The sequence below is a fragment of the Maribacter litoralis genome, from assembly GCF_003075045.1.
In the GTDB taxonomy this organism is placed as follows: domain Bacteria; phylum Bacteroidota; class Bacteroidia; order Flavobacteriales; family Flavobacteriaceae; genus Maribacter; species Maribacter litoralis.
This window is the reverse complement of record NZ_QCZD01000003.1, coordinates 640,390-659,112: the sequence shown is the minus strand read 5'-3', so window position 1 is coordinate 659,112 and position 18,723 is coordinate 640,390. Positions and strand designations below refer to the sequence as shown.

22 protein-coding genes and 1 pseudogene are annotated in these 18,723 nt (G+C 36.3%); 14 read left to right on the top strand and 9 right to left on the bottom strand.

Annotated elements, in window-relative coordinates:
- Window positions 1-57 precede the first annotated feature (57 nt).
- The 3 genes from DCS95_RS14440 (at window position 58) to DCS95_RS14430 (ending at window position 2,551) form a co-directional block, all read left to right on the top strand.
- Window positions 58-669, top strand: a complete 612-nt coding sequence (locus DCS95_RS14440; RefSeq protein ID WP_116771485.1) for a hypothetical protein — start codon at window positions 58-60, stop codon at window positions 667-669.
- On the top strand, window positions 656-1,126 hold the full coding sequence (locus DCS95_RS14435; RefSeq protein ID WP_341865195.1) for a GreA/GreB family elongation factor: 471 nt from the start codon (window positions 656-658) through the stop codon (window positions 1,124-1,126). The genes DCS95_RS14440 and DCS95_RS14435 overlap by 14 nt, the downstream gene beginning before the upstream one ends.
- A gap of 96 nt (window positions 1,127-1,222) precedes the next feature.
- Complete coding sequence (locus tag DCS95_RS14430; RefSeq protein ID WP_116771484.1) at window positions 1,223-2,551, top strand: GntP family permease; 1,329 nt, start codon at window positions 1,223-1,225, stop codon at window positions 2,549-2,551.
- A 10-nt stretch (window positions 2,552-2,561) separates the two neighbouring features.
- Here the strand turns inward: DCS95_RS14430 and arfB are convergent, their stop codons facing one another.
- From arfB to DCS95_RS14410, 4 genes are all read right to left on the bottom strand, one after another.
- Window positions 2,562-2,963 (bottom strand): alternative ribosome rescue aminoacyl-tRNA hydrolase ArfB, encoded by a 402-nt coding sequence (arfB, locus tag DCS95_RS14425; protein WP_116771483.1) that lies wholly within the window; start codon window positions 2,961-2,963, stop codon window positions 2,562-2,564.
- Between the two features lie 87 nt (window positions 2,964-3,050).
- Window positions 3,051-4,040, bottom strand: coding sequence for an ABC transporter ATP-binding protein (locus DCS95_RS14420; protein WP_116771482.1), 990 nt, complete (start codon window positions 4,038-4,040; stop codon window positions 3,051-3,053).
- 85 nt (window positions 4,041-4,125) lie between these two features.
- Complete coding sequence (locus tag DCS95_RS14415) at window positions 4,126-6,282, bottom strand: prolyl oligopeptidase family serine peptidase (protein WP_116771481.1); 2,157 nt, start codon at window positions 6,280-6,282, stop codon at window positions 4,126-4,128.
- Between the two features lie 84 nt (window positions 6,283-6,366).
- Window positions 6,367-7,356 carry an aspartate-semialdehyde dehydrogenase gene (locus DCS95_RS14410; RefSeq protein ID WP_116771480.1) on the bottom strand — a complete coding sequence of 330 codons (990 nt, stop codon included), beginning with the start codon at window positions 7,354-7,356 and terminating at the stop codon, window positions 6,367-6,369.
- 355 nt (window positions 7,357-7,711) lie between these two features.
- On the opposite strand from DCS95_RS14410, the gene DCS95_RS14405 reads away from it, so the two are divergent.
- Window positions 7,712-8,170, top strand: a complete 459-nt coding sequence (locus tag DCS95_RS14405) for a hypothetical protein (RefSeq protein ID WP_164674205.1) — start codon at window positions 7,712-7,714, stop codon at window positions 8,168-8,170.
- A 134-nt stretch (window positions 8,171-8,304) separates the two neighbouring features.
- On the opposite strand, the gene mscL is transcribed toward DCS95_RS14405, so the two are convergent.
- The 3 genes from mscL to DCS95_RS14390 all read right to left on the bottom strand — a co-directional run bounded on the left by mscL (window position 8,305) and on the right by DCS95_RS14390 (window position 10,541).
- Window positions 8,305-8,712 (bottom strand): large conductance mechanosensitive channel protein MscL, encoded by a 408-nt coding sequence (gene mscL / locus DCS95_RS14400; protein WP_116771478.1) that lies wholly within the window; start codon window positions 8,710-8,712, stop codon window positions 8,305-8,307.
- Between the two features lie 85 nt (window positions 8,713-8,797).
- Complete coding sequence (gene alr, locus DCS95_RS14395; protein WP_116771477.1) at window positions 8,798-9,904, bottom strand: alanine racemase; 1,107 nt, start codon at window positions 9,902-9,904, stop codon at window positions 8,798-8,800.
- Window positions 9,897-10,541: a thymidine kinase gene (locus tag DCS95_RS14390; protein ID WP_116771476.1), complete on the bottom strand. Its 645-nt coding sequence runs from the start codon at window positions 10,539-10,541 to the stop codon at window positions 9,897-9,899. The genes alr and DCS95_RS14390 overlap by 8 nt, the downstream gene beginning before the upstream one ends.
- A gap of 104 nt (window positions 10,542-10,645) precedes the next feature.
- On the opposite strand from DCS95_RS14390, the gene DCS95_RS14385 reads away from it, so the two are divergent.
- The 5 genes from DCS95_RS14385 (at window position 10,646) to DCS95_RS14365 (ending at window position 13,486) form a co-directional block, all read left to right on the top strand.
- Window positions 10,646-11,338, top strand: coding sequence for a hypothetical protein (locus DCS95_RS14385; protein ID WP_116771475.1), 693 nt, complete (start codon window positions 10,646-10,648; stop codon window positions 11,336-11,338).
- Between the two features lie 157 nt (window positions 11,339-11,495).
- Complete coding sequence (rsmI, locus tag DCS95_RS14380) at window positions 11,496-12,167, top strand: 16S rRNA (cytidine(1402)-2'-O)-methyltransferase (protein WP_116771474.1); 672 nt, start codon at window positions 11,496-11,498, stop codon at window positions 12,165-12,167.
- Window positions 12,168-12,259: 92 nt separating this feature from the next.
- Complete coding sequence (locus tag DCS95_RS14375; RefSeq protein ID WP_116771473.1) at window positions 12,260-12,472, top strand: hypothetical protein; 213 nt, start codon at window positions 12,260-12,262, stop codon at window positions 12,470-12,472.
- A gap of 33 nt (window positions 12,473-12,505) precedes the next feature.
- The gene (locus DCS95_RS14370) at window positions 12,506-12,850 is read left to right on the top strand and encodes a HopJ type III effector protein (RefSeq protein WP_116771472.1); all 345 of its coding nucleotides are present in this window, start codon (window positions 12,506-12,508) and stop codon (window positions 12,848-12,850) included.
- A 63-nt stretch (window positions 12,851-12,913) separates the two neighbouring features.
- Window positions 12,914-13,486, top strand: a complete 573-nt coding sequence (locus DCS95_RS14365; protein ID WP_116771471.1) for a uracil-DNA glycosylase family protein — start codon at window positions 12,914-12,916, stop codon at window positions 13,484-13,486.
- Window positions 13,487-13,507: 21 nt separating this feature from the next.
- On the opposite strand, the gene DCS95_RS14360 is transcribed toward DCS95_RS14365, so the two are convergent.
- Together DCS95_RS14360 and DCS95_RS14350 are read right to left on the bottom strand one after the other, a co-directional pair.
- Window positions 13,508-13,705, bottom strand: a complete 198-nt coding sequence (locus DCS95_RS14360) for a helix-turn-helix transcriptional regulator (RefSeq protein WP_116771470.1) — start codon at window positions 13,703-13,705, stop codon at window positions 13,508-13,510.
- Window positions 13,706-14,568: 863 nt separating this feature from the next.
- Window positions 14,569-15,171: a carboxymuconolactone decarboxylase family protein gene (locus DCS95_RS14350; RefSeq protein WP_058104690.1), complete on the bottom strand. Its 603-nt coding sequence runs from the start codon at window positions 15,169-15,171 to the stop codon at window positions 14,569-14,571.
- 122 nt (window positions 15,172-15,293) lie between these two features.
- On the opposite strand from DCS95_RS14350, the gene DCS95_RS14345 reads away from it, so the two are divergent.
- From DCS95_RS14345 to DCS95_RS14325, 5 genes and pseudogenes are all read left to right on the top strand, one after another.
- A complete protein-coding gene (locus DCS95_RS14345; protein WP_116771468.1) occupies window positions 15,294-15,722 on the top strand; it encodes an OsmC family protein in 429 nt (142 codons plus the stop codon).
- 91 nt (window positions 15,723-15,813) lie between these two features.
- A pseudogene (locus DCS95_RS20530) lies at window positions 15,814-16,044 on the top strand (four helix bundle protein); the annotation flags it as partial.
- Between the two features lie 139 nt (window positions 16,045-16,183).
- Window positions 16,184-17,872 (top strand): single-stranded-DNA-specific exonuclease RecJ, encoded by a 1,689-nt coding sequence (recJ, locus tag DCS95_RS14335; RefSeq protein ID WP_116771467.1) that lies wholly within the window; start codon window positions 16,184-16,186, stop codon window positions 17,870-17,872.
- Entirely contained in the window at window positions 17,869-18,252 is a 384-nt protein-coding gene (locus DCS95_RS14330; protein ID WP_116771466.1) for a VOC family protein, read from the top strand. The genes recJ and DCS95_RS14330 overlap by 4 nt, the downstream gene beginning before the upstream one ends.
- Before the next feature lie 60 nt (window positions 18,253-18,312).
- A complete protein-coding gene (locus DCS95_RS14325) occupies window positions 18,313-18,675 on the top strand; it encodes a hypothetical protein (RefSeq protein WP_116771465.1) in 363 nt (120 codons plus the stop codon).
- The last annotated feature ends 48 nt before the right edge of the window (window positions 18,676-18,723 follow it).

The window sequence follows — 18,723 nt, the reverse complement described above, 5'->3', positions numbered from 1 at the left end:
TCGGTTTGCCTTAGAACAGTAAACTGTTAAGATGGTTTGTAATAGCATGTAAACTATATGAGAATAATATTTAAAAGAATAGCTACAGCTGTGCTAACAGTTGTACTAAGCATGGTTTGCCTAACCAGTTGCGGATTGACCAAAAATCGTTATCAACGAGAATACGCAAGAGTATGGAAAGAACATATTAAAAGCGAGGCTTGGAAACAATCGCTAATAGCAGATAATTCGTATATCAAAGATGATCTTTACGCTAGTACAGATACTGAAATGACTTTGGCTGAAGAGGAAGCAAACGTTTCTGGATTTTATGCCACATACGAAGCTTTGGTTTCTAAAGCATATTTTAAGATCATTACCGAAGCTGAAAAAGCAGATGCAAAAATTACGGCTGATTATAAAATGCTACGCAATAATGAAACAGATGTTAAAATAGATAAGAAAAGAGCACAAGCAATTACAAAACGCTACGAAGCTCATAAAGCCATGCTAAGTGGATTAAAATCATGGAATATTTTTAGCGAAGACCGCTCTGGTGATTTGGAGTATTTTAAGGCTGAAAATGAAATAGAGATTCAAAAAATGCTAAGTGCTGGTGAAAGTGACAATCAAATTGTAAATTACTTGATCTATAAACTGGCAGATCTGTATCACATTGAAGGAAATTGATTCACTAGACATTCTAAAAAAAGACGCTTACCATTTTTGTGTTCAATTCGTTAACGATAGGTTGGTAAGAATACAGGCTCAAATTAAAGAACTGGAGTCTGCCTTAACCTCAGAGACAAAAAGCAGTGCTGGTGATAAACATGAAACCGGTCGTGCTATGATCCAGTTACAGCGCGAAAAAATGGGTCAGCAACTGGCAGAACTGGAAAAAACGCAACAACTACTTTCAAAAGTACCAAAAGACAGAAACGCCCCAACGGTAGGGTTGGGTAGTTTGGTTGTTACTGATTCATTTATTTATTACATAGCGATATCGGCAGGTGAGTTTAAGAGTAATACCAAGTCGGTATATTGTATTTCTGCGGCTACGCCTATTGGTAAACTTGTCTTTGGCAAAAAAGTAGGGGAAAGCGTAAGTTTTAATGGTAAGAAGTTAACGATAGTTGGTATTCAATAATTAGCTAACTTATACTGCCTTTGTATATACAATATTTGGTGAAGAATAAATTTCGTCACCAATTAATCTTAGGTGAAAATTTATGTAAAACTGATTATGGAAATACTTTACTTACTTATTGCGGTCATTGCCATAATAATATTGACGACTAGGCTTAAGGTACATGCTTTTTTGGCGTTGTTCATCATTTCAATTCTATACGGTATTTTTGCCGGTATGCCCTATGGCGATATCATAGTTTCTATTAATGACGGATTTGGCGGTACGCTTGGTAAAATAGGATTGATCATTGTTCTCGGAGTTATTATCGGAGCATTTTTAGAACATACAGGCGGTGCATTTGCAATTGCTGAAAAAGTTCTAGGGGTCATTGGTAGAAAACGAGTACCTACGGCAATGGGCATTATTGGTTACATTGTTTCTATTCCTGTATTTGCAGATAGTGGTTTCATGCTACTACATCCTTTGAATAAAAGTCTCTCAAAAAAAGCTAAAATCTCCATTGCGGGTCCTGCAATAGCATTAGGTTTGGGCTTAATGGCATCGCACACCATGGTGCCACCAACTCCGGGTCCTATAGCTGCGGCAGGTATTCTTGGGGCAGATTTAGGTTTGGTCATCGCCTTCGGTTTTCCAACAAGTATTGTTGCTTTGGTAGTTGGTATCATTTTCGCAAAAAAGTATGCCTCTAAAACAATGATAGCGCCAGATGTTGAGGTAGCGCTAGAAGCGGAAAAGGAAATTAAAGATTCACCTAGTGCCTTAAAATCATCTATTCCTATTTTGGTTCCTATTTTTCTTATTGTGCTAAAATCGGTATTGAATTCTATGGAAATCGCACAAGAAAACGGATGGTTAGATATAATCAATTTTTTAGGTGAGCCAGTTTTATCATTATTGATAGGAGTCTTTTTATGCCTGCTTTTACCAAAAAAGTTAGACTATGATATGCTTTCTTCGGCTGGCTGGGTAGGTAAGGCAATAAAAGATGCCGCGTCTATTCTATTAATAACAGGGGCAGGAGGAATTTTTGGTAAAATATTACAGAACTCGGGCATTGCAGAAATTTTAGGACAAACTTTAACGGATTATAATATGGGTATTTTTCTGCCTTTTGTTATGGCTGCCGCATTAAAAACCGCACAAGGCTCATCTACCGTGGCTTTGGTAACAACAGCCTCTATCATTATGCCTATGATGTCATCGTTAGGATTTGATACAGAAATACAGAAAGCTCTGGTTGTAGTGGTGATAGGCGCAGGTTCTGCGGTAATTTCCCATGCAAATGACAGCTTCTTTTGGGTAGTAACACAAATGAGTGGCATGAACGTAAAAACGGGGTATAGACTCTTTGGTCTGGGTACGGGAATTTTGGGGCTTACCGGCGCAATTATGGTTTTTGTATTCTATTCTATTTTTGCTTAAAACAAACGGGTTAATAGTCCGGTTTACTTCTATTGATTTTTTTTAGTGAAGCAATTTTCTTGCTCTTCAATCTTTTTTCAATAGACGATCTGGTGGGTTTACTTTTCTTTCGTGCTTTAGGTACGACCAATGATTTTTCTATAAGTTTCAAGAACCTTTTGATAACCAATTCTTTGTTTTTGTGCTGACTACGAGATTCATCGCACTGTAAAATTAATAGACCTTCTTTGCTGAGTTTGTTTCCTAATTTAAGGAGAAGTCGCTTTTTTTCTCTATCTGTTAATCCTGCAGAAGCTTCTATATGAAATGACAATTCAACTTTTGAAGACACCTTATTTGCATGCTGACCACCCGGTCCACTACTTCTAATGGCCTTAAATTGTAACTCGGTAAGTATTTGTTCTTGGTTCACAACAGGTTTTTATCAAATGTAAGCAAAAGCAAGTCTTACTTTTAAAAGCAAAATAGAGATTTAAAAAAGTGAAGTACAAGTAATCTATTAAATAGATGCAGGTTCTTGTATGCGTTGGTTTATGGTTTCTATGGCAACATTTAAAAAGACCTCTTTCCCTTTAGGGTACAATTTGTGTGCATTGAAATATATGGTTTCATTATCATCACTTTTACTCTCTGTTAGATAATGACTGCCCATTGGGTATGCTTTTTCTACCGTAACATGAAATCCTTGTGAAGGTGAAACACGAAACTCATGGGCATACACTATAATCTTTCTTTTGGTATTCGCATATGTTTTAAGAACATCGATAGAAATCATACTTGCCTCACCAAATAATGACGCAACATATAAACTTTTTGGGTTTTTATATAACTCCATAGGTCTTGCCCGTGCTATAATTTCGTTATCTCGCAGTACAACCGCTCTATCGGCAAAAGGTAGCACATCGTTGACGTCATGCGTGGCAACTATGGTCGTTATTCTATGCTCTTTTAAATAGTTGAACATATTGCGTCGTAAACTATTCTTTAGAAAATTGTCAATATGGCTAAATGGTTCATCTAACAGTAATACCTCGGGTTTTTGTGCTAAAACCCTGGCTAAGGCAACTCGTTGTTGTTGGCCACCGCTTAATGTTTTTACCTTTTTATCGGCGTACTCTGTCAGCTCTATCATTTCTAAAAGCTCTTGAGTTCTTTCCTTTAATTCATCAGGATAAAAAACAGAAAGATATTGGCTTATATTTTCTGCCACCGAGATAAACGGCATGAGGTCAAAATCTTGAGAAAGATATTTCATGAATGGCATACCAGGCACTAAGTTGTAAGCCGGACCTAAAATTTGTTCATCTTCCCAAAAGATTTCACCTTGTTCCAAGTCCATCAATCCATATAAAATCTTAAGTAAGGTACTTTTTCCGCACCCACTTTCTCCAATAATGGCCACATGTTCTCCACGTTGAATACGGAGGTTAATAGACTCTAGTACTGGAAGTTTGTCATAAGAAAATGATAGGTTCTCTACTCGTAACATGCTTTTGTGCTTAGAACTGTAAAAATGAAAAATCCGTTCCAATTTGAAACGAATTTTTCGATAATTTATTGATTTAAAAAAATAATTACTCTTTAAATTCTTTTAATACGCTTTGGTTAGGAAGCTCTGTATACCCCATATTAAAAAGGGTAAAACCAAAAATATCGGCATATTGTTCAATGGTTTTACTAACGGGTGTACCCGCTCCATGCCCGGCATTGGTTTCAATACGAATTAATGTTGGGTTGGTACCCTCTTGCTTTTCTTGAAGTTCTGCCGCAAATTTAAAACTGTGGGCAGGTACAACCCTGTCATCATGGTCGCCCGTAGTAACCAAGGTTGCTGGGTATGTAGTGCCCGCTTTAACGTTATGCACGGGCGAATAACCTTTTAGGTACTTAAACATTTCATCACTGTCTTCTGCAGTTCCATAATCATAGGCCCAGCCCGCACCAGCCGTAAAGGTATGGTAGCGTAACATGTCCATAACACCTACTGCAGGTAATGCTACTTGCATTAAGTCGGGTCTTTGCGTCATTGTGGCACCAACTAACAAACCGCCATTAGAACCTCCACGAATCGCTAAGTACTCTTTTGAAGTGTATTTATTTTCAACAAGGTATTCTGCAGCGGCAATAAAGTCATCGAATACATTTTGCTTTTTGGTCTTAATGCCCGCATCATGCCATTTTTTGCCATATTCACCACCACCACGAAGATTTGGTACCGCATAAATTCCGCCTTGTTCCATCCAAACAGCGTTTCCGATACTGAACGACGGAGTTAAGCTTACATTGAATCCGCCATAGGCATAAAGAATGGTAGGGTTTTTACCATTTAATTCAGTTCCCTTTTTATAGGTAATGATCATGGGAACTTTAGTACCGTCCTTAGAATTATAGAATACCTGTTCAGAGGTATAGTTTTCGGGATTGAAATCTATATCTGGTTTCCAGTACAGTTCATATTCACCGTTTTCAACATTGTATTTGTAGGTAGAGCCGGGTGTGTTGTAGTTGGTGAAAGAAAAATATAGTTCTTTATCTTCTTTTTCACCACCAAATCCGCCGACCGAACCAATACCTGGCAATGCAACTTCACGAATTAGTTTACCGTCATAATCATATTGATTTACCTTAGAAATAGCATCTACCATGTACTCGGTAAAGAAGTAGCCCCCTCCTGTGCTAGGGCTGAGTACATTTTCGGTCTCCGGTATAAAATCTACCCAATTTTTAGCTTCAGGGTTACTGGCATCTACGGTTACAATTTTCTTATTAGGAGCATTTCTATTCGTAACTATGTAGAGTTTAGAACCAACATTGTCAATCACATAGTTGTCAGAATCTGTATCTTCTACTATTGGGATAAGTAATCCGTTAGGGTCTTCTAAGTTTCTGATGAATAATTTATTACCAGAGGTAGAAACAGATGCACTGATCAATAGGTATTTATTGTCTTCGGTAACATTTGCACCTATATAACGATGTTTTTCTGTGGGTGTACCACCAAATATAAGTTCATCATCTTTTTGAGAAGTACCTAGTTTATGATAGTATACTTTGTGTTGATCTGTTTTGGCAGAAAGCTCGCTACCTTTTGGTTTATCATAACTGGAATAGTAAAAACCATCGTTCCCTTTCCATGAGAGTCCGCTAAACTTAATATCTATTAATGTGTCTTCTACTATTTCTTTGGTCTCAGCATTTAAAATGATAGCCTTTCGCCAATCGCTACCGCCTTCAGAAATTAGATAAGCCGCTAACGATCCATCTTTGGTAAAACTTAAACCGGCTAGAGAAGTTGTGCCATCTTCAGAAAATGTATTCGGATCTAAAAATATTTCGGGATCCTCATCACCTTTGGCTCTATACACTACATATTGGTTTTGTAATCCGTCATTTTTATAGAAATAGGTATAGTCGCCTTTTTTAAACGGAGAACCTAGTTTTTCGTAGTTCCATAGTTTTTCCAATCTATTTTTCAGGTCGTTTCTAAATGGAATTTTTTCCAAATAACCGAAAGTAGTTTTGTTCTGATCTTTTACCCATGCTTCCGTTTCTGGACTTCTATCATCCTCTAGCCAGCGATATGGGTCTTTAACTTCGGTGCCAAAGTAATTGTCTACGGTATCAACTTTTGCGGTAACAGGATAATTCACGGTTATAGGTTCGGGTTTAGAAGTATTAGTACAAGACGAAATTAGGGCGAGGGTAATGAACGCCGGTAGAATGTTTTTCATGGTAGTTGAGTTTGCACTAAAGTACCATAAAAAAACCTTCAAAACAGAGAAGTTTTGAAGGTTTTAACGTTCTATTGATAGGGTTTAGACCAGTCCTTTTTCTACTAGGTATTCAGAAATTTGCACTGCATTCGTAGCAGCACCTTTTCTAAGGTTATCTGCAACGATCCACATGTTCAACGTATTTCTTTGTGTTTCATCTCTACGTAAACGCCCAACAAAGACTTCATCTTTATCATGAGCATAAATTGGCATTGGGTACGTATTGGTGTCTGGGTTGTCTTGTACGGTTACACCTGGCATTTCGTTTAACAACTTGCGTACCTCGTTCAGTTCAAAGTCATTTTCAAATTCAACGTTAACGGATTCGGAGTGACCACCAGCGGTAGGAATACGTACGGCAGTTGCACTCACCGAAAATGTACGATCATCTAATATTTTCTGTGGCTCACGAGCCAGTTTCATTTCTTCTTTAGTATAACCGTTTTCCATGAAAACGTCACAATGTGGCAATGCATTTCTACCAATTGGGTAAGGGTACGCCATTTCTCCTTGCACGCCGGCAATTTCATTTTCCAATTGTTTTACCGCTTTTACACCAGTACCGGAAACCGACTGATAGGTTGAAACAACCACACGTTTCATTTTGTATTTGTTGTGTAAAGGGTGCAATGCCATTACCAACTGTATGGTAGAACAGTTAGGGTTTGCAATGATTTTATCTTCTGCTGTAAGCTCATGAGCATTGATTTCAGGAACCACCAATTTTTTGGTTGGGTCCATTCTCCAAGCAGAGGAATTATCTACTACCGTAGTTCCCACTTCTGCAAATTTAGGAGCCCATTCTAAAGAGGTATCACCACCCGCAGAGAATATGGCAATATTTGGTCTTGCGGCTACCGCATCAGCTAAGCCTATAACCGTATGTTCTTTTCCTTTAAAGGTCATCTTTTTACCTACAGAACGTTCAGAGGCTACCAATAATAACTCCGTTAAAGGGAAATTACGCTCAGCCAATACTTTCAACATTACATCGCCAACCATGCCTGTGGCACCAATTACAGCTACTTTCATTTGTAAAACAATTATATTAAGCGGCAAAAATACGTATTACTGATACTTGCACAAGCAAAAAAGAAAAGAATAATCAAAATATAACAAAATGTTTAATTTGTAACAATATCTTTTTCTTATTTTAATAATTGCCTAGAAAATAAATATATTTATATAGAGAATTATATTCAATGTAATATTTCTGATTATGACATTATTTGTAGTATTCCTCAAGAATAATATTTCTTTAACTTAATTTTTTATTTGATAGAAGTTATACAATTCATTCGATAACAAGATGATATAATTCCATCATTTTTCAAACTATTAATAAAAATGGAGGTATATCTCCCAACACACTAAAAGGATGTTAAAAATGAAAACTAACGTTTATGTATTTATTGTACTAATGGCTTTATTAGCGGAGAGTAAGCTTCATGCACAAGAAAGGTTAATTGAAGATTTTGTAGAAAACACTATCCTTAAAGAAGATGTTTCAAATCTTAAAGCTTTTTTGTCTTTAAGTAATAACATTACCAATAAAGAAGGATACCAAGAATTCTTTAAGAAAGACTTTAAATCCATTAAGAATTCTATGGGAAAAGATTGCGAAACAAACTATGTTATAAAAGACTATAAAGGAGCAGAAAGTATGAATTTGGTAGATTTCAATCTGTATAAAAAAAACTATGCAGATTTTGAAAATGTATACTTCGTCATATGTGGGAAAAAAATAATGCTTCCTGTAATTACTGAAAATAATAAAATAATATCATTTCAAACTGGCATTATGAAAAAACAGAATCAAGATTTGACACCTTATTTGTTAAATTGATTCTGAATAGTGGTGATGCGAAAATACATAATTTAAAAAAAGAACCGTCAACGTTGTTAGCGAAACAGTGTTGACGGTTTAAGTTAAAATATGTTGCAGTGCAACGGCTCCCTTAAATAAGGGTGTATTTTAAATTACTTTTTTAAAGCATCTCTAATCTCTATCAATAGTTCTTCAGCAGTAGGACCTTTTGGAGCTTCTTCTACTGGAGCTGGTGGAGTTTTTGTTTTGTTGTAAGCTTTAACAATCATAAATAATACAAAACCAACGATAATTAAGTTGATAATAGCATTGATCCACTTACCGTAAAGAATAGCATTTTCTGGTTTTGTTACTGACCCGTCTGCAGCAACAACTGCTTCGTCCAATACAACTTTCATATCAGCAAAATCTACACCTCCGCTAAAGTGACCAACGATTGGCATCATGATATCGCCAACGAATCCGCTAACAACTAATCCCATAGCACCTGCAAGTAATACGGCTACGGCTAAATCTATGACATTACCTGTCATAATAAACTCCTTAAATTCTTTTAACATGTTTCTAATGTTTTTTATTAATGGTTAATATAATAAGTGTAGCAATTTACTAAAAAAAACGATTCCTTAAATAAATGTTAACAAATCAATGAACGATTGTTCTTTTAATTCGCTGAGAAAGACCCGTTAACAGTTCATATGAAATGGTTTGTGCCGTTTCGGCAAATTCGCTTGCTGGTAAAGTTTTACCAAAAATAATTACTTCATCTCCTTCTTCACATGCTATGTTGGTAACATCGATCATAATCATATCCATACACACATTTCCGATGATTGGTGCTAGTTGACCGTGAACGCTAACATAGGTTTTGCCATGACCATACTCTCTACCGATACCATCGGCGTGGCCCAGAGGTAAGGTAGCGGTTACCGTATCTTTCTCGGAGGTGTATTTTCGATTATATCCAACAGATTCTCCTGAACGAATAATATGCTTTTGAGCAATGATGGTTTTTAAGGTCATCACTGGTTGTAATTGCTCATCAATATAAGGTTCATTGCCATAGCCATACAGTCCTATACCACTTCGTACCATATCATATTGCGCACGAGTGTAATTAATGATACCCGATGTGTTGAGAACATGCTTAAGAATGCTATGTTCAAATAGCGAATCTACCTGTTTACAGATATCACTGAAACGGGTCAATTGCAGATTGGTGAATTCTTTTTCTCCGTGGTCTTCTGTTGCTGCTAAATGTGATAAAACGGCAATGACTTTAATTGCTTTTTGTTGATGAATCAAGTTTGAAATATCTGGCAGTTCATCCGCAGAAAAACCTAATCTATTAAGTCCGGTATTAAATTTCAAATGAACCGGATACTCATGTATATTCAAGCTACTTGCCGTTGCTATAAAATCCGATAATATAGATAGCGAATAAATACTTGGTTCAAGCTGATGTTCGATCAACGTTGCAAAATGTATTTTTTGTGGGTGCAAGACCAAAATAGGTGCGGTTATACCACCTTCTCTAAGGGCTATGCCCTCGTTGACATATGCGACGGCAAAATAGTCGGCTCCCAAATCTTGCAAATGGTTCGCAATGGCAACCGATTCGCTACCATAGGCGTATGCTTTTACAACCGCCATAAATTTGGTGTCAGGCTTAATTTTGGATCGTAAAAAGTTGTAATTATGACCAAGTGCATTTAGGTCAATTTCTAAAACGGTCTCTTCTGCCTTAGCCATTTTTACTTTTTTTGGTGGTATTGACCTCTTCAGAATTTACATCTATGGTTTTTACTTTCTCTTTGAGCATCGCCTTATAAAATGCACCTCTGCTTAAAGGTTCATATTCATTTACCTCACCTAGCATTACCAGTTTGTCGTTGCTGGATTTTCTAAAACTATAATTGGCTAAATTTCCGGTACGGGTACAAATGGCGTGTACTTTGGTGACATATTCTGCAGTGGCCATAAGTGCTGGCATGGGACCGAATGGTTTTCCTTTAAAATCCATATCCAGACCAGCAACGATTACTCTAACACCTTTATTGGCCAAGTCGTTACAAACGGTAACTATTTCATCATCAAAGAATTGAGCTTCGTCAATGCCAATAACATCACAAGTATCTGCCAATATGCGAATGTTGGCAGCTGCAGGTACAGGTGTAGACCTAATTTCATTGGCATCGTGCGATACTACCATTTCATCATCATAACGGGTATCTACCATTGGCTTAAAGATTTCAACCTTTAATTTGGCAAATTGGGCACGCTTAAGTCTACGAATCAATTCTTCTGTCTTTCCAGAAAACATAGAGCCGGCAATGACTTCTATCCAGCCGAATTGTTCTTTATGATTAACTGTGTTTTCAAGAAACATTTTGTAATTTTAGACGAAAATAACTGGATTTTCGTTTATTCTTTAAAGATGATAAAGGTATTTAAAAATCCTGCTATTTAGGTCTTGACCCTAAAAATTGTACTATGAAAAACAAGTTGAAACTGGAATTGAGAAAGTTATCTACAGAAATTTTGACTGCAGAGAACTTAGATGATGTTACAAGTTTGTATGAGATTTCTAAAAACTTGTATGAAAAATTAGCGGTATTAAAGTTTATTGAGGTAGAGCTCAATGATATGGAAGTTGATGTTTCTAAAAATGCGATAGCGGCTAAATTTGAAGAGATGGCCAATGCCGTATTGGATTCAAATAAATCGGTACCGGAAAGTAACCCGCATGAAGAAGATATCATCCAGTACCCAGGTATGGATACTATTAAAGGATTTGTTTCTGAAATGCCTAGCAGCGATGAATTAGAGGATGTTTTGACGGAGTTTATGTCAAAGCCTGATTTAATGAAGAATGACAAAGAATTATTTACCCCTACCAAAGCAGATTTAAAACAGGCGGAAGCATTGCCAAAGTCTCTTAATGATCGTTTGGCAAAGAGTAACGTAAAAATTGACTTAAACGATCGCTTGGCATTTGTTAAGCATTTGTTTAATGATAGTATGGAAGATTATAACCGTGTACTATCACAATTAAATACGATAGACACCGAAGAACGATCAATAGCTTTTATAAAGAATATGGTTAAGCCCGATTATAATAATTGGGTAGGTAAAGAAGCTTTTGAAGAACGCTTTGTTGAACTGGTATCGCGTAGATTCTCTTAATAATTACAATATTTGTAACGTAGACCCAGCACTTGTGTTGGGTTTTTTTAATAGATAATGGAAATTTAAATAGTTCTTACGTTACGTAAAATTCTAATTTAAATTTGCAATTCAATGCTTTAAGGTCGTGCCTTAAGGTTGTTCACGATAGAATATTATGGGAAAGCTGTATTTGGTGCCAACACCAATTGGTAATTTAGAGGATATGACCTTTAGGGCCATTCGGGTATTAAAGGAGGTAGATTTAATTTTGGCGGAAGATACCCGTACCAGTGGGAAGCTTTTGCAACATTTTGAAATTGGTACGCAAATGAAAAGTCACCACATGCATAATGAGCATAAAATGGTCGATTTTTTAGTGGGAAAGCTAAAAGGAGGTGAGAACATCGCATTGATTTCAGATGCAGGCACACCTGCAATTTCCGATCCCGGATTTTTGTTAACTCGTGCATGTGTAGAAGCGGGGGTTGAAGTTGAATGTTTACCAGGGGCAACAGCTTTTGTTCCGGCATTGGTCAATAGTGGCTTACCCAATGATAAGTTTGTTTTCGAAGGATTTTTACCCGTAAAAAAAGGAAGACAAACACGTTTAAAGTTATTAGCTGAAGAGCCACGTACTATAATCTTCTATGAATCTCCGCATAAGCTATTAAAGACTTTGGGCAATTTTGTAGAATATTTTGGAGCGGAAAGACCCATTTCTGTTTCTAGAGAGTTGACCAAACTCTACGAAGAAATCGTTCGAGGTACTGCCGAAGAAGTTTTAAAACATTTTACCGAAAAACCGCCAAAAGGGGAAATTGTTATTATTGTTGGGGGGAATAAATAGTATTTGACTAAATCATTTACTTTCAAAAGAGTCAAGAGTTAATTCTTAGAAAGGGTTATAGGGTTAAGAATAATTCAAAATGGGAATTCTCTTTGGGAAGGGAGTTTTTTGCAGAGAACGAAGAGTTTGGTTTTACGGTTACCGATACGGGTGGCGAAGTATATTTTGCCCGTGTTGGGGTAGAGGCAAATTACAATAGGTATGCATTGGGTGTTTCAAGCATGCTCCCAATATCACAAAATTTGAATGAAGGTAAAGTGGAGGTAAAAAACAGGGTTTCATTATATTTGAACATTAATATCTGATTCATAAACCATTAAATACCTAAACAACTAACCATGACTTTAGAAGAGTTTAAGAAAAAACTAGCGGCTGCACCCAAAGATATTTTGTTTTCAGACACGATGGTGGTTATAGATTCCAAGTACAGTTTTACTCCTACGGCATATACTAATGGAGAAGTAAGCAATGAAGTGGGGCAAAATTCCGGTTCGTGTAAGTTGTTTTCATTTGCCATTAAAGAGGGGTTTTCTAAAGAAGAAACCTTAGCTTGTTTTGGTCAATATTATTTTGATGAGGTCTTATTGGATTTAAAGGGAAGCTCTCATCAGAATATTAGAAATTTCATGAAAACCGGATTCGAAGGTCTCAGTTTTGATGGGGAACCACTAAAATTGTTATAGCATAATTTTGCCATTAAATCCTTAGGTAATTATCGAATAATTTAGAATCTATAGTATTGAACCATGCAAGAGTTACTAGCTGAGATAAGAAATTGCAAGGTTTGTGAAGCACATTTGCCATTAGACCCTAGACCCATAGTAGCCGGTAATAAGAATTCTAAAATTATATTGGTGAGTCAGGCACCGGGAAGAAAGGCGCATGTGGAAAACAAAGCGTGGGACGATCCCAGTGGCAGAAAATTACGGGAATGGCTAGGTGTCAATGAAGAAGTATTTTATGATCCCGATAATTTTGCCGTATTGCCCATGGGGTTTTGCTATCCTGGCAAAGGAAAAACAGGAGATTTACCACCCAGAAAAGAATGTGCTCCTTTGTGGCACCCTAAGGTGTGGGAGGAATTTGAGAATGTAAAACTCATTTTATTTATTGGTAAATATGCTCAAGACCAGTACTTGGGCGAACAAGCTAAAAAGAACCTGACTGAAAATGTTTTGCACTACAAAGAATTTTTGCCAAAGTTTTTCTTGCTGCCACACCCCTCACCGGTGAATCATTTTTGGCGAAGAAAGAATCCTTGGTTTGAAGAAGAGGTTGTTGGGGAATTGCAGAAATTGGTGGGGAAGATTTTGGGGTAATATTTATGTGCTTTTTAAGATTTACTCTTCTTCTATAATGAATAACTCTTCAACTGTTAGACTGAATAATTTTGCCATTTTAAGTGCTAAAATTACTGAAGGGTTAAATTTGTTTTTTTCAATAGCATGAATAGTTTGTCTTGAAACCCCTAGTTTTTCTGCTAAATCTGCTTGAGTAAGATCTAATCGAGCTCGTTCTACTTTTACCAGATTTTTCATTAGTGTATTTGTCTTTTTTTAAAATAAAATGTGATAAGATAAATAGTAATGAAGATATATAAGGGATAAGATAGATTAAACATCATTTCAGAATTGATTAAATGTAAAATGAAGGTTATTGCTAAACATAGTATAGTAGCTAGTTGATATGATTCTAATCTTAATTTGGTAATGTAATCATCCTCTACTTTTTCTTTTGATAACATATAAACCAACATTCCTAGAATCGTAAAAATATTTGCATATTTCATTATAGTGGGATTCAATAATTCATGAAGAAATGGTGAATTTTCATTGCTTTCAAAAGGTTGGGTAAATCCCATGAAAAAAGAAATAATTGAAGGTATTCCACAGAAAATAAAGAATGTAAATAGTCCAACTATTTTAAACCTATTGGGTAGTATTTGTAAACTCATAATCTATTATTATATCCTAAAAGTAAACAAAACTTTACATAATGACAACTATAATAGTTATTTCGGTTCATAATGAAGAATTTCAGGATTGTAAGTAAATTGTGTAATATGGTAAAAAGCGCTAAGAAATTCAGATGAACCCCGCATTATTCTTAATGAAGTTTAAAGCAAGACTTATATCAATATTACAAGTGTTTAATTGTCACTTCGAGTGAATTTTTGAGGTACGAGAAAATTAGTATCGAGAAGCTTTCGTGTACCAAAAGGTTCTCGATACATTTTTTAATTCAATGAAAATATTGAATTAAAAACCACTCGAACTGACATTTTTTTTAATTTTAGCCAACAGCCAACAGCCAACAGCCAACAGCCAACAGCCAACAGCCAACAGCCAACAGCCAACAGCCAACAGCCAACAGCCAACAGCCAACAGCCAACAGCTATTTCTTAATACACAGAGCCATCATGTTTGCCTTTTTCCCACCCATGTTTTCCTAGGTATTGATCGGCACTTTCAACGGCACCCGTTTCTATGGAAGTTCCCATAGAGTCGTTCCAACGGTTAAGATATCCAAAGAGCGAAATAACGCCTAGCATTTCAACAATTTCACCCTCGTTCCAATGTTGGTATAAACGTTCTTTAATTTCTGCATCTACCCCGTTAGGTACTTGTGACGCTTGTAGTGAAAAGTCTAAAGCGGCACGCTCGGCATCCGAAAAAGCAGGGTGTGTTCTATATTCCCAAATATTATCCAATTGCTCTTGCTCTGCACCATAACGTTCTGCCGCCCTAATGGCATGGGCTTGGCAATATCTACAACCAGTAGCATTGCTGCTTACCCAAGCAATCATTCTTTTTAAGGCAGAGGTTACGCGACCTTCATTTGCCATTACGGCTTTGTTCAAATTAATAAAGGCTTTAGAGATAGCAGGTCTATGCTGCATGGTTAAAACCGAATTAGGGCAAAACCCAAGTGTTTCATTAAAAAATGCCGCTAATTCTTTGGTCTCAGGATCATGATTAGGGTCAAGTGGTGTAACTAATGCCATACGTTTTGTTTAAGTATTTATTTAAGTTGTGTTAACTGATTTTTGGCTGTTAGGTTCACTATGGATGGTATTAAAGCAGCCTTTATTGTTGTATTTTTGTGTTCTACAAGAAACAAAAAATTATGAGCACAACAAATCATATTAGTACCAAATGGTTGGGTAACATGTCCTTTGAAAGTAACAATCCATCCGGACATTCATTAAAAATTGATATTGCCAAAGAAGATGGCGGTGACAGTAGCGGTTTAAGACCAAAAGCCTTAATGCTTTCTTCACTAGCAGGTTGTTCTGGATTGGATGTCGCTGCAATGTTCAAAAAGATGAAATTAGAGGTAGATGAATTTCATATTGAAACCATTGCCAATCTAACCGATGAGCACCCAAGGTTTTATGATAAAGTGGTAATCGAATACCATTTTCATGGTGCAAACTTGGCGGAGAAAAAATTACAAAGAGCGGTAGATTTATCCATTGAAAAGTATTGCGGCGTAATGGAAATGTTCAGACAATTTGCAGAATTGGAGATTAAGACTGTTTTTCATAAAAAATAAATGAGCAAGTACAAATGCAAGAATCAAGTTCAAGTTCAAATAAAATATTATGCCGGATAAAAAGTTTGACCTTTAAGATAGACTAGTTGATTTTGCAGGTAATGTTGTTCTTTTTTGCAAGGAATTACCGTCTGATATGACTGGTCAATATTATGGAAATCAATTGTTAAGATCTGCAGGTAGCTCTGCTTTAAATTTTGGTGAAGCTCAGGGATCTAATTCGAATAGGGATTATATAAATAAAGCTTCTATATCTTTAAAGGAATTGAAAGAGTCTAGAGTCAATCTTAAAATCTTATCTAAAGTTGATTATGGTAAGTAAGTAATAAGAGCTGAATTGTTAGATGAATTAGAACAATTAATAAGAATTATAGCAACAATAATTAAAAACAAAAAGCAAAATTGAGTTGATATTTTTTGAACTTGAACTTGAACTTGATTTTTGAACTTGAACTTGAAAAATGCGCTGGACAATTAAACCAAAACCGAAACAAGAAGATATTGACACTTTAGCCAATGCGCTTAATGTTGATAGTTTGGTGGCGCAATTATTATTGCAAAGGGGTATCTCGACCTTTGAGGAGGCAAAGCATTTCTTTCGCCCGCAATTGAGTGATTTACATGATCCTTTTTTAATGAAAGACATGGATATTGCCGTCAATAGAATTGAAGAGGCAATTGCCAAGGGAGAGAATATTCTGGTGTATGGTGATTATGATGTTGATGGTACAACTGCTGTAGCTTTAATGTCGTCTTACTTATTAAGTTATTACCCTAATGTGGCAACCTATATTCCAGATCGGTATGATGAAGGATACGGAGTCTCTTTTAAGGGAATCGATTTTGCCGAGGATAATGATTTTACATTGATCGTGGCGTTAGATTGCGGAGTGAAGGCAATTGATAAAGTAGCCTACGCAAAAGAAAAAGGAATTGATTTTATCATCTGTGACCACCACAGACCTGGTACAATATTACCAAGTGCTGTGGCAGTTTTAGACCCAAAAAGAGAAGATTGTTCATATCCTTATGATGAATTATGCGGCTGCGGAGTCGGTTTTAAGCTGATTCAAGCATTAGGCTCCCGTAGAGGTGAAACTATTGATGATGTTATCTATTACCTTGATTTAGTGGCAACTGCAATTGGAGCAGATATAGTACCGATAACTGGGGAGAATCGAATTCTAGCTTTTTATGGCTTACAGGTTATCAATCAACAACCTAGAACCGGTTTTAAAGCCATAATTGACCAAATCAATAAAAAAGAACTGACCATTACCGATGTAGTGTTCATCATTGCACCAAGAATAAATGCAGCGGGTAGAATGAAACATGGTCAGCATGCCGTAAATCTTTTGACCGAAACCAATTTGGACGAAGCCTTAAAATTTGCTTCTGAAATAGAAAAGTTCAATACCGATAGAAGAGGGCTGGATCAAGAAATTACGATAGAGGCACTTGGTCAAATTCAGGAAAATCAAGAACAAGAAGGATTCACTTCTGTTGTATATAAAGATACTTGGCATAAGGGCGTAATAGGAATTGTAGCCTCGAGACTCACGGAAACCTATTATAGACCAACCTTGGTTTTTACCAAAAGCGGAGACAAATTGGCGGCATCGGCACGATCGGTTAAAGGTTTTGATGTGTACAATGCCTTGGAAGGATGCGCAGATTATATAGAACAGTTTGGTGGTCATAAATATGCAGCTGGCTTAACCTTATTGGAAGAGCAATACAATAATTTTAAACATCAATTTGAAAAAGTGGTCAAAGAAACTATTGACCCACAAATGTTGATACCTGAGATTACCATAGATGCCGTAATTGAATTAAAGAATATTAACCCAAAGTTGATGCGGATATTAAAACAGTTCGCCCCTTTTGGTCCGGGTAACATGTCACCCGTGTTCATGGCAGAGAACCTGCAAGATACCGGCTATGCAAAAGGTGTAGGAAAAGATGAGGCGCATTTAAAATTGGCTGTTGTACAACAGGGCAGTCATAAAATTGATGGTATTGGGTTTAATATGGGTAATAAGCTATCAAAGGTTACCGGTAGAAAACCATTTAATGCGGTCTTTTCTATTGATGAAAATGAATGGCAGGGCAATGTTAGCCTTCAATTAAAATTAAAGGATATTCAATGAGAATAGAACACATTGCTATTTGGGTTACGAACTTAGAGGAAATGCGTAAGTTTTATGTAACCTATTTCAATGCCGTTGCCGGAGAAAAGTATCATAATCCTACTAAAAAATTTACCTCTTATTTTTTAAGTTTTACAGATGGAGCCCGATTAGAAATCATGCATACGCCTTCCATTAATAAATCAAACTATACAGAAGAGCATACCGGATTGATTCATTTTGCTATGTCTATCGGCTCAAAAGCACAAGTAGATTTACTAACAGAAAAGTTGAGAGTAGACGGATTCACAATCGCCGGCGAACCAAGAACTACGGGAGACGGTTATTATGAAAGTGTGGTCTTAGACCCTGAAGGAAATCAGATAGAAATCACCATTTAACATTGTTATTTATAATTGTTCTAAATAAGATTCATATATTTATATAAATATTTACATCTTATGAACGATATTCATCCTATTTATCAGAACGATTTTGGCATAGCGTTTCAGTGGAAACGTGATAAACCCAGCGAATCAAATAAAGTTCAGGTGATTTTCAGGGATATTGGTTTGCTGCTTACGAGTAGCGAACTACGATATTTTTCAAAATGCATTGCCAATACAGTAGAAAACGGAAAAGGTCACCTATGTAGTGATTGTAAATCAAAAGAAACGTGCCGTTCATTGCTTTTAAATTCTCCTGCACATCAAATATCGTTTGCAGTTAGTTATCAAGAAGCTATTGAAATTAGAGACCTCATTAACGGAACCATGTTTAGGCTCGAGCTAGATTCGTTTTTTGGTGAATTGGGTATTGAATAACAGTCAATAAGAATTCCGCATTTAAGAAAATAGGATTTTTGTTATCAA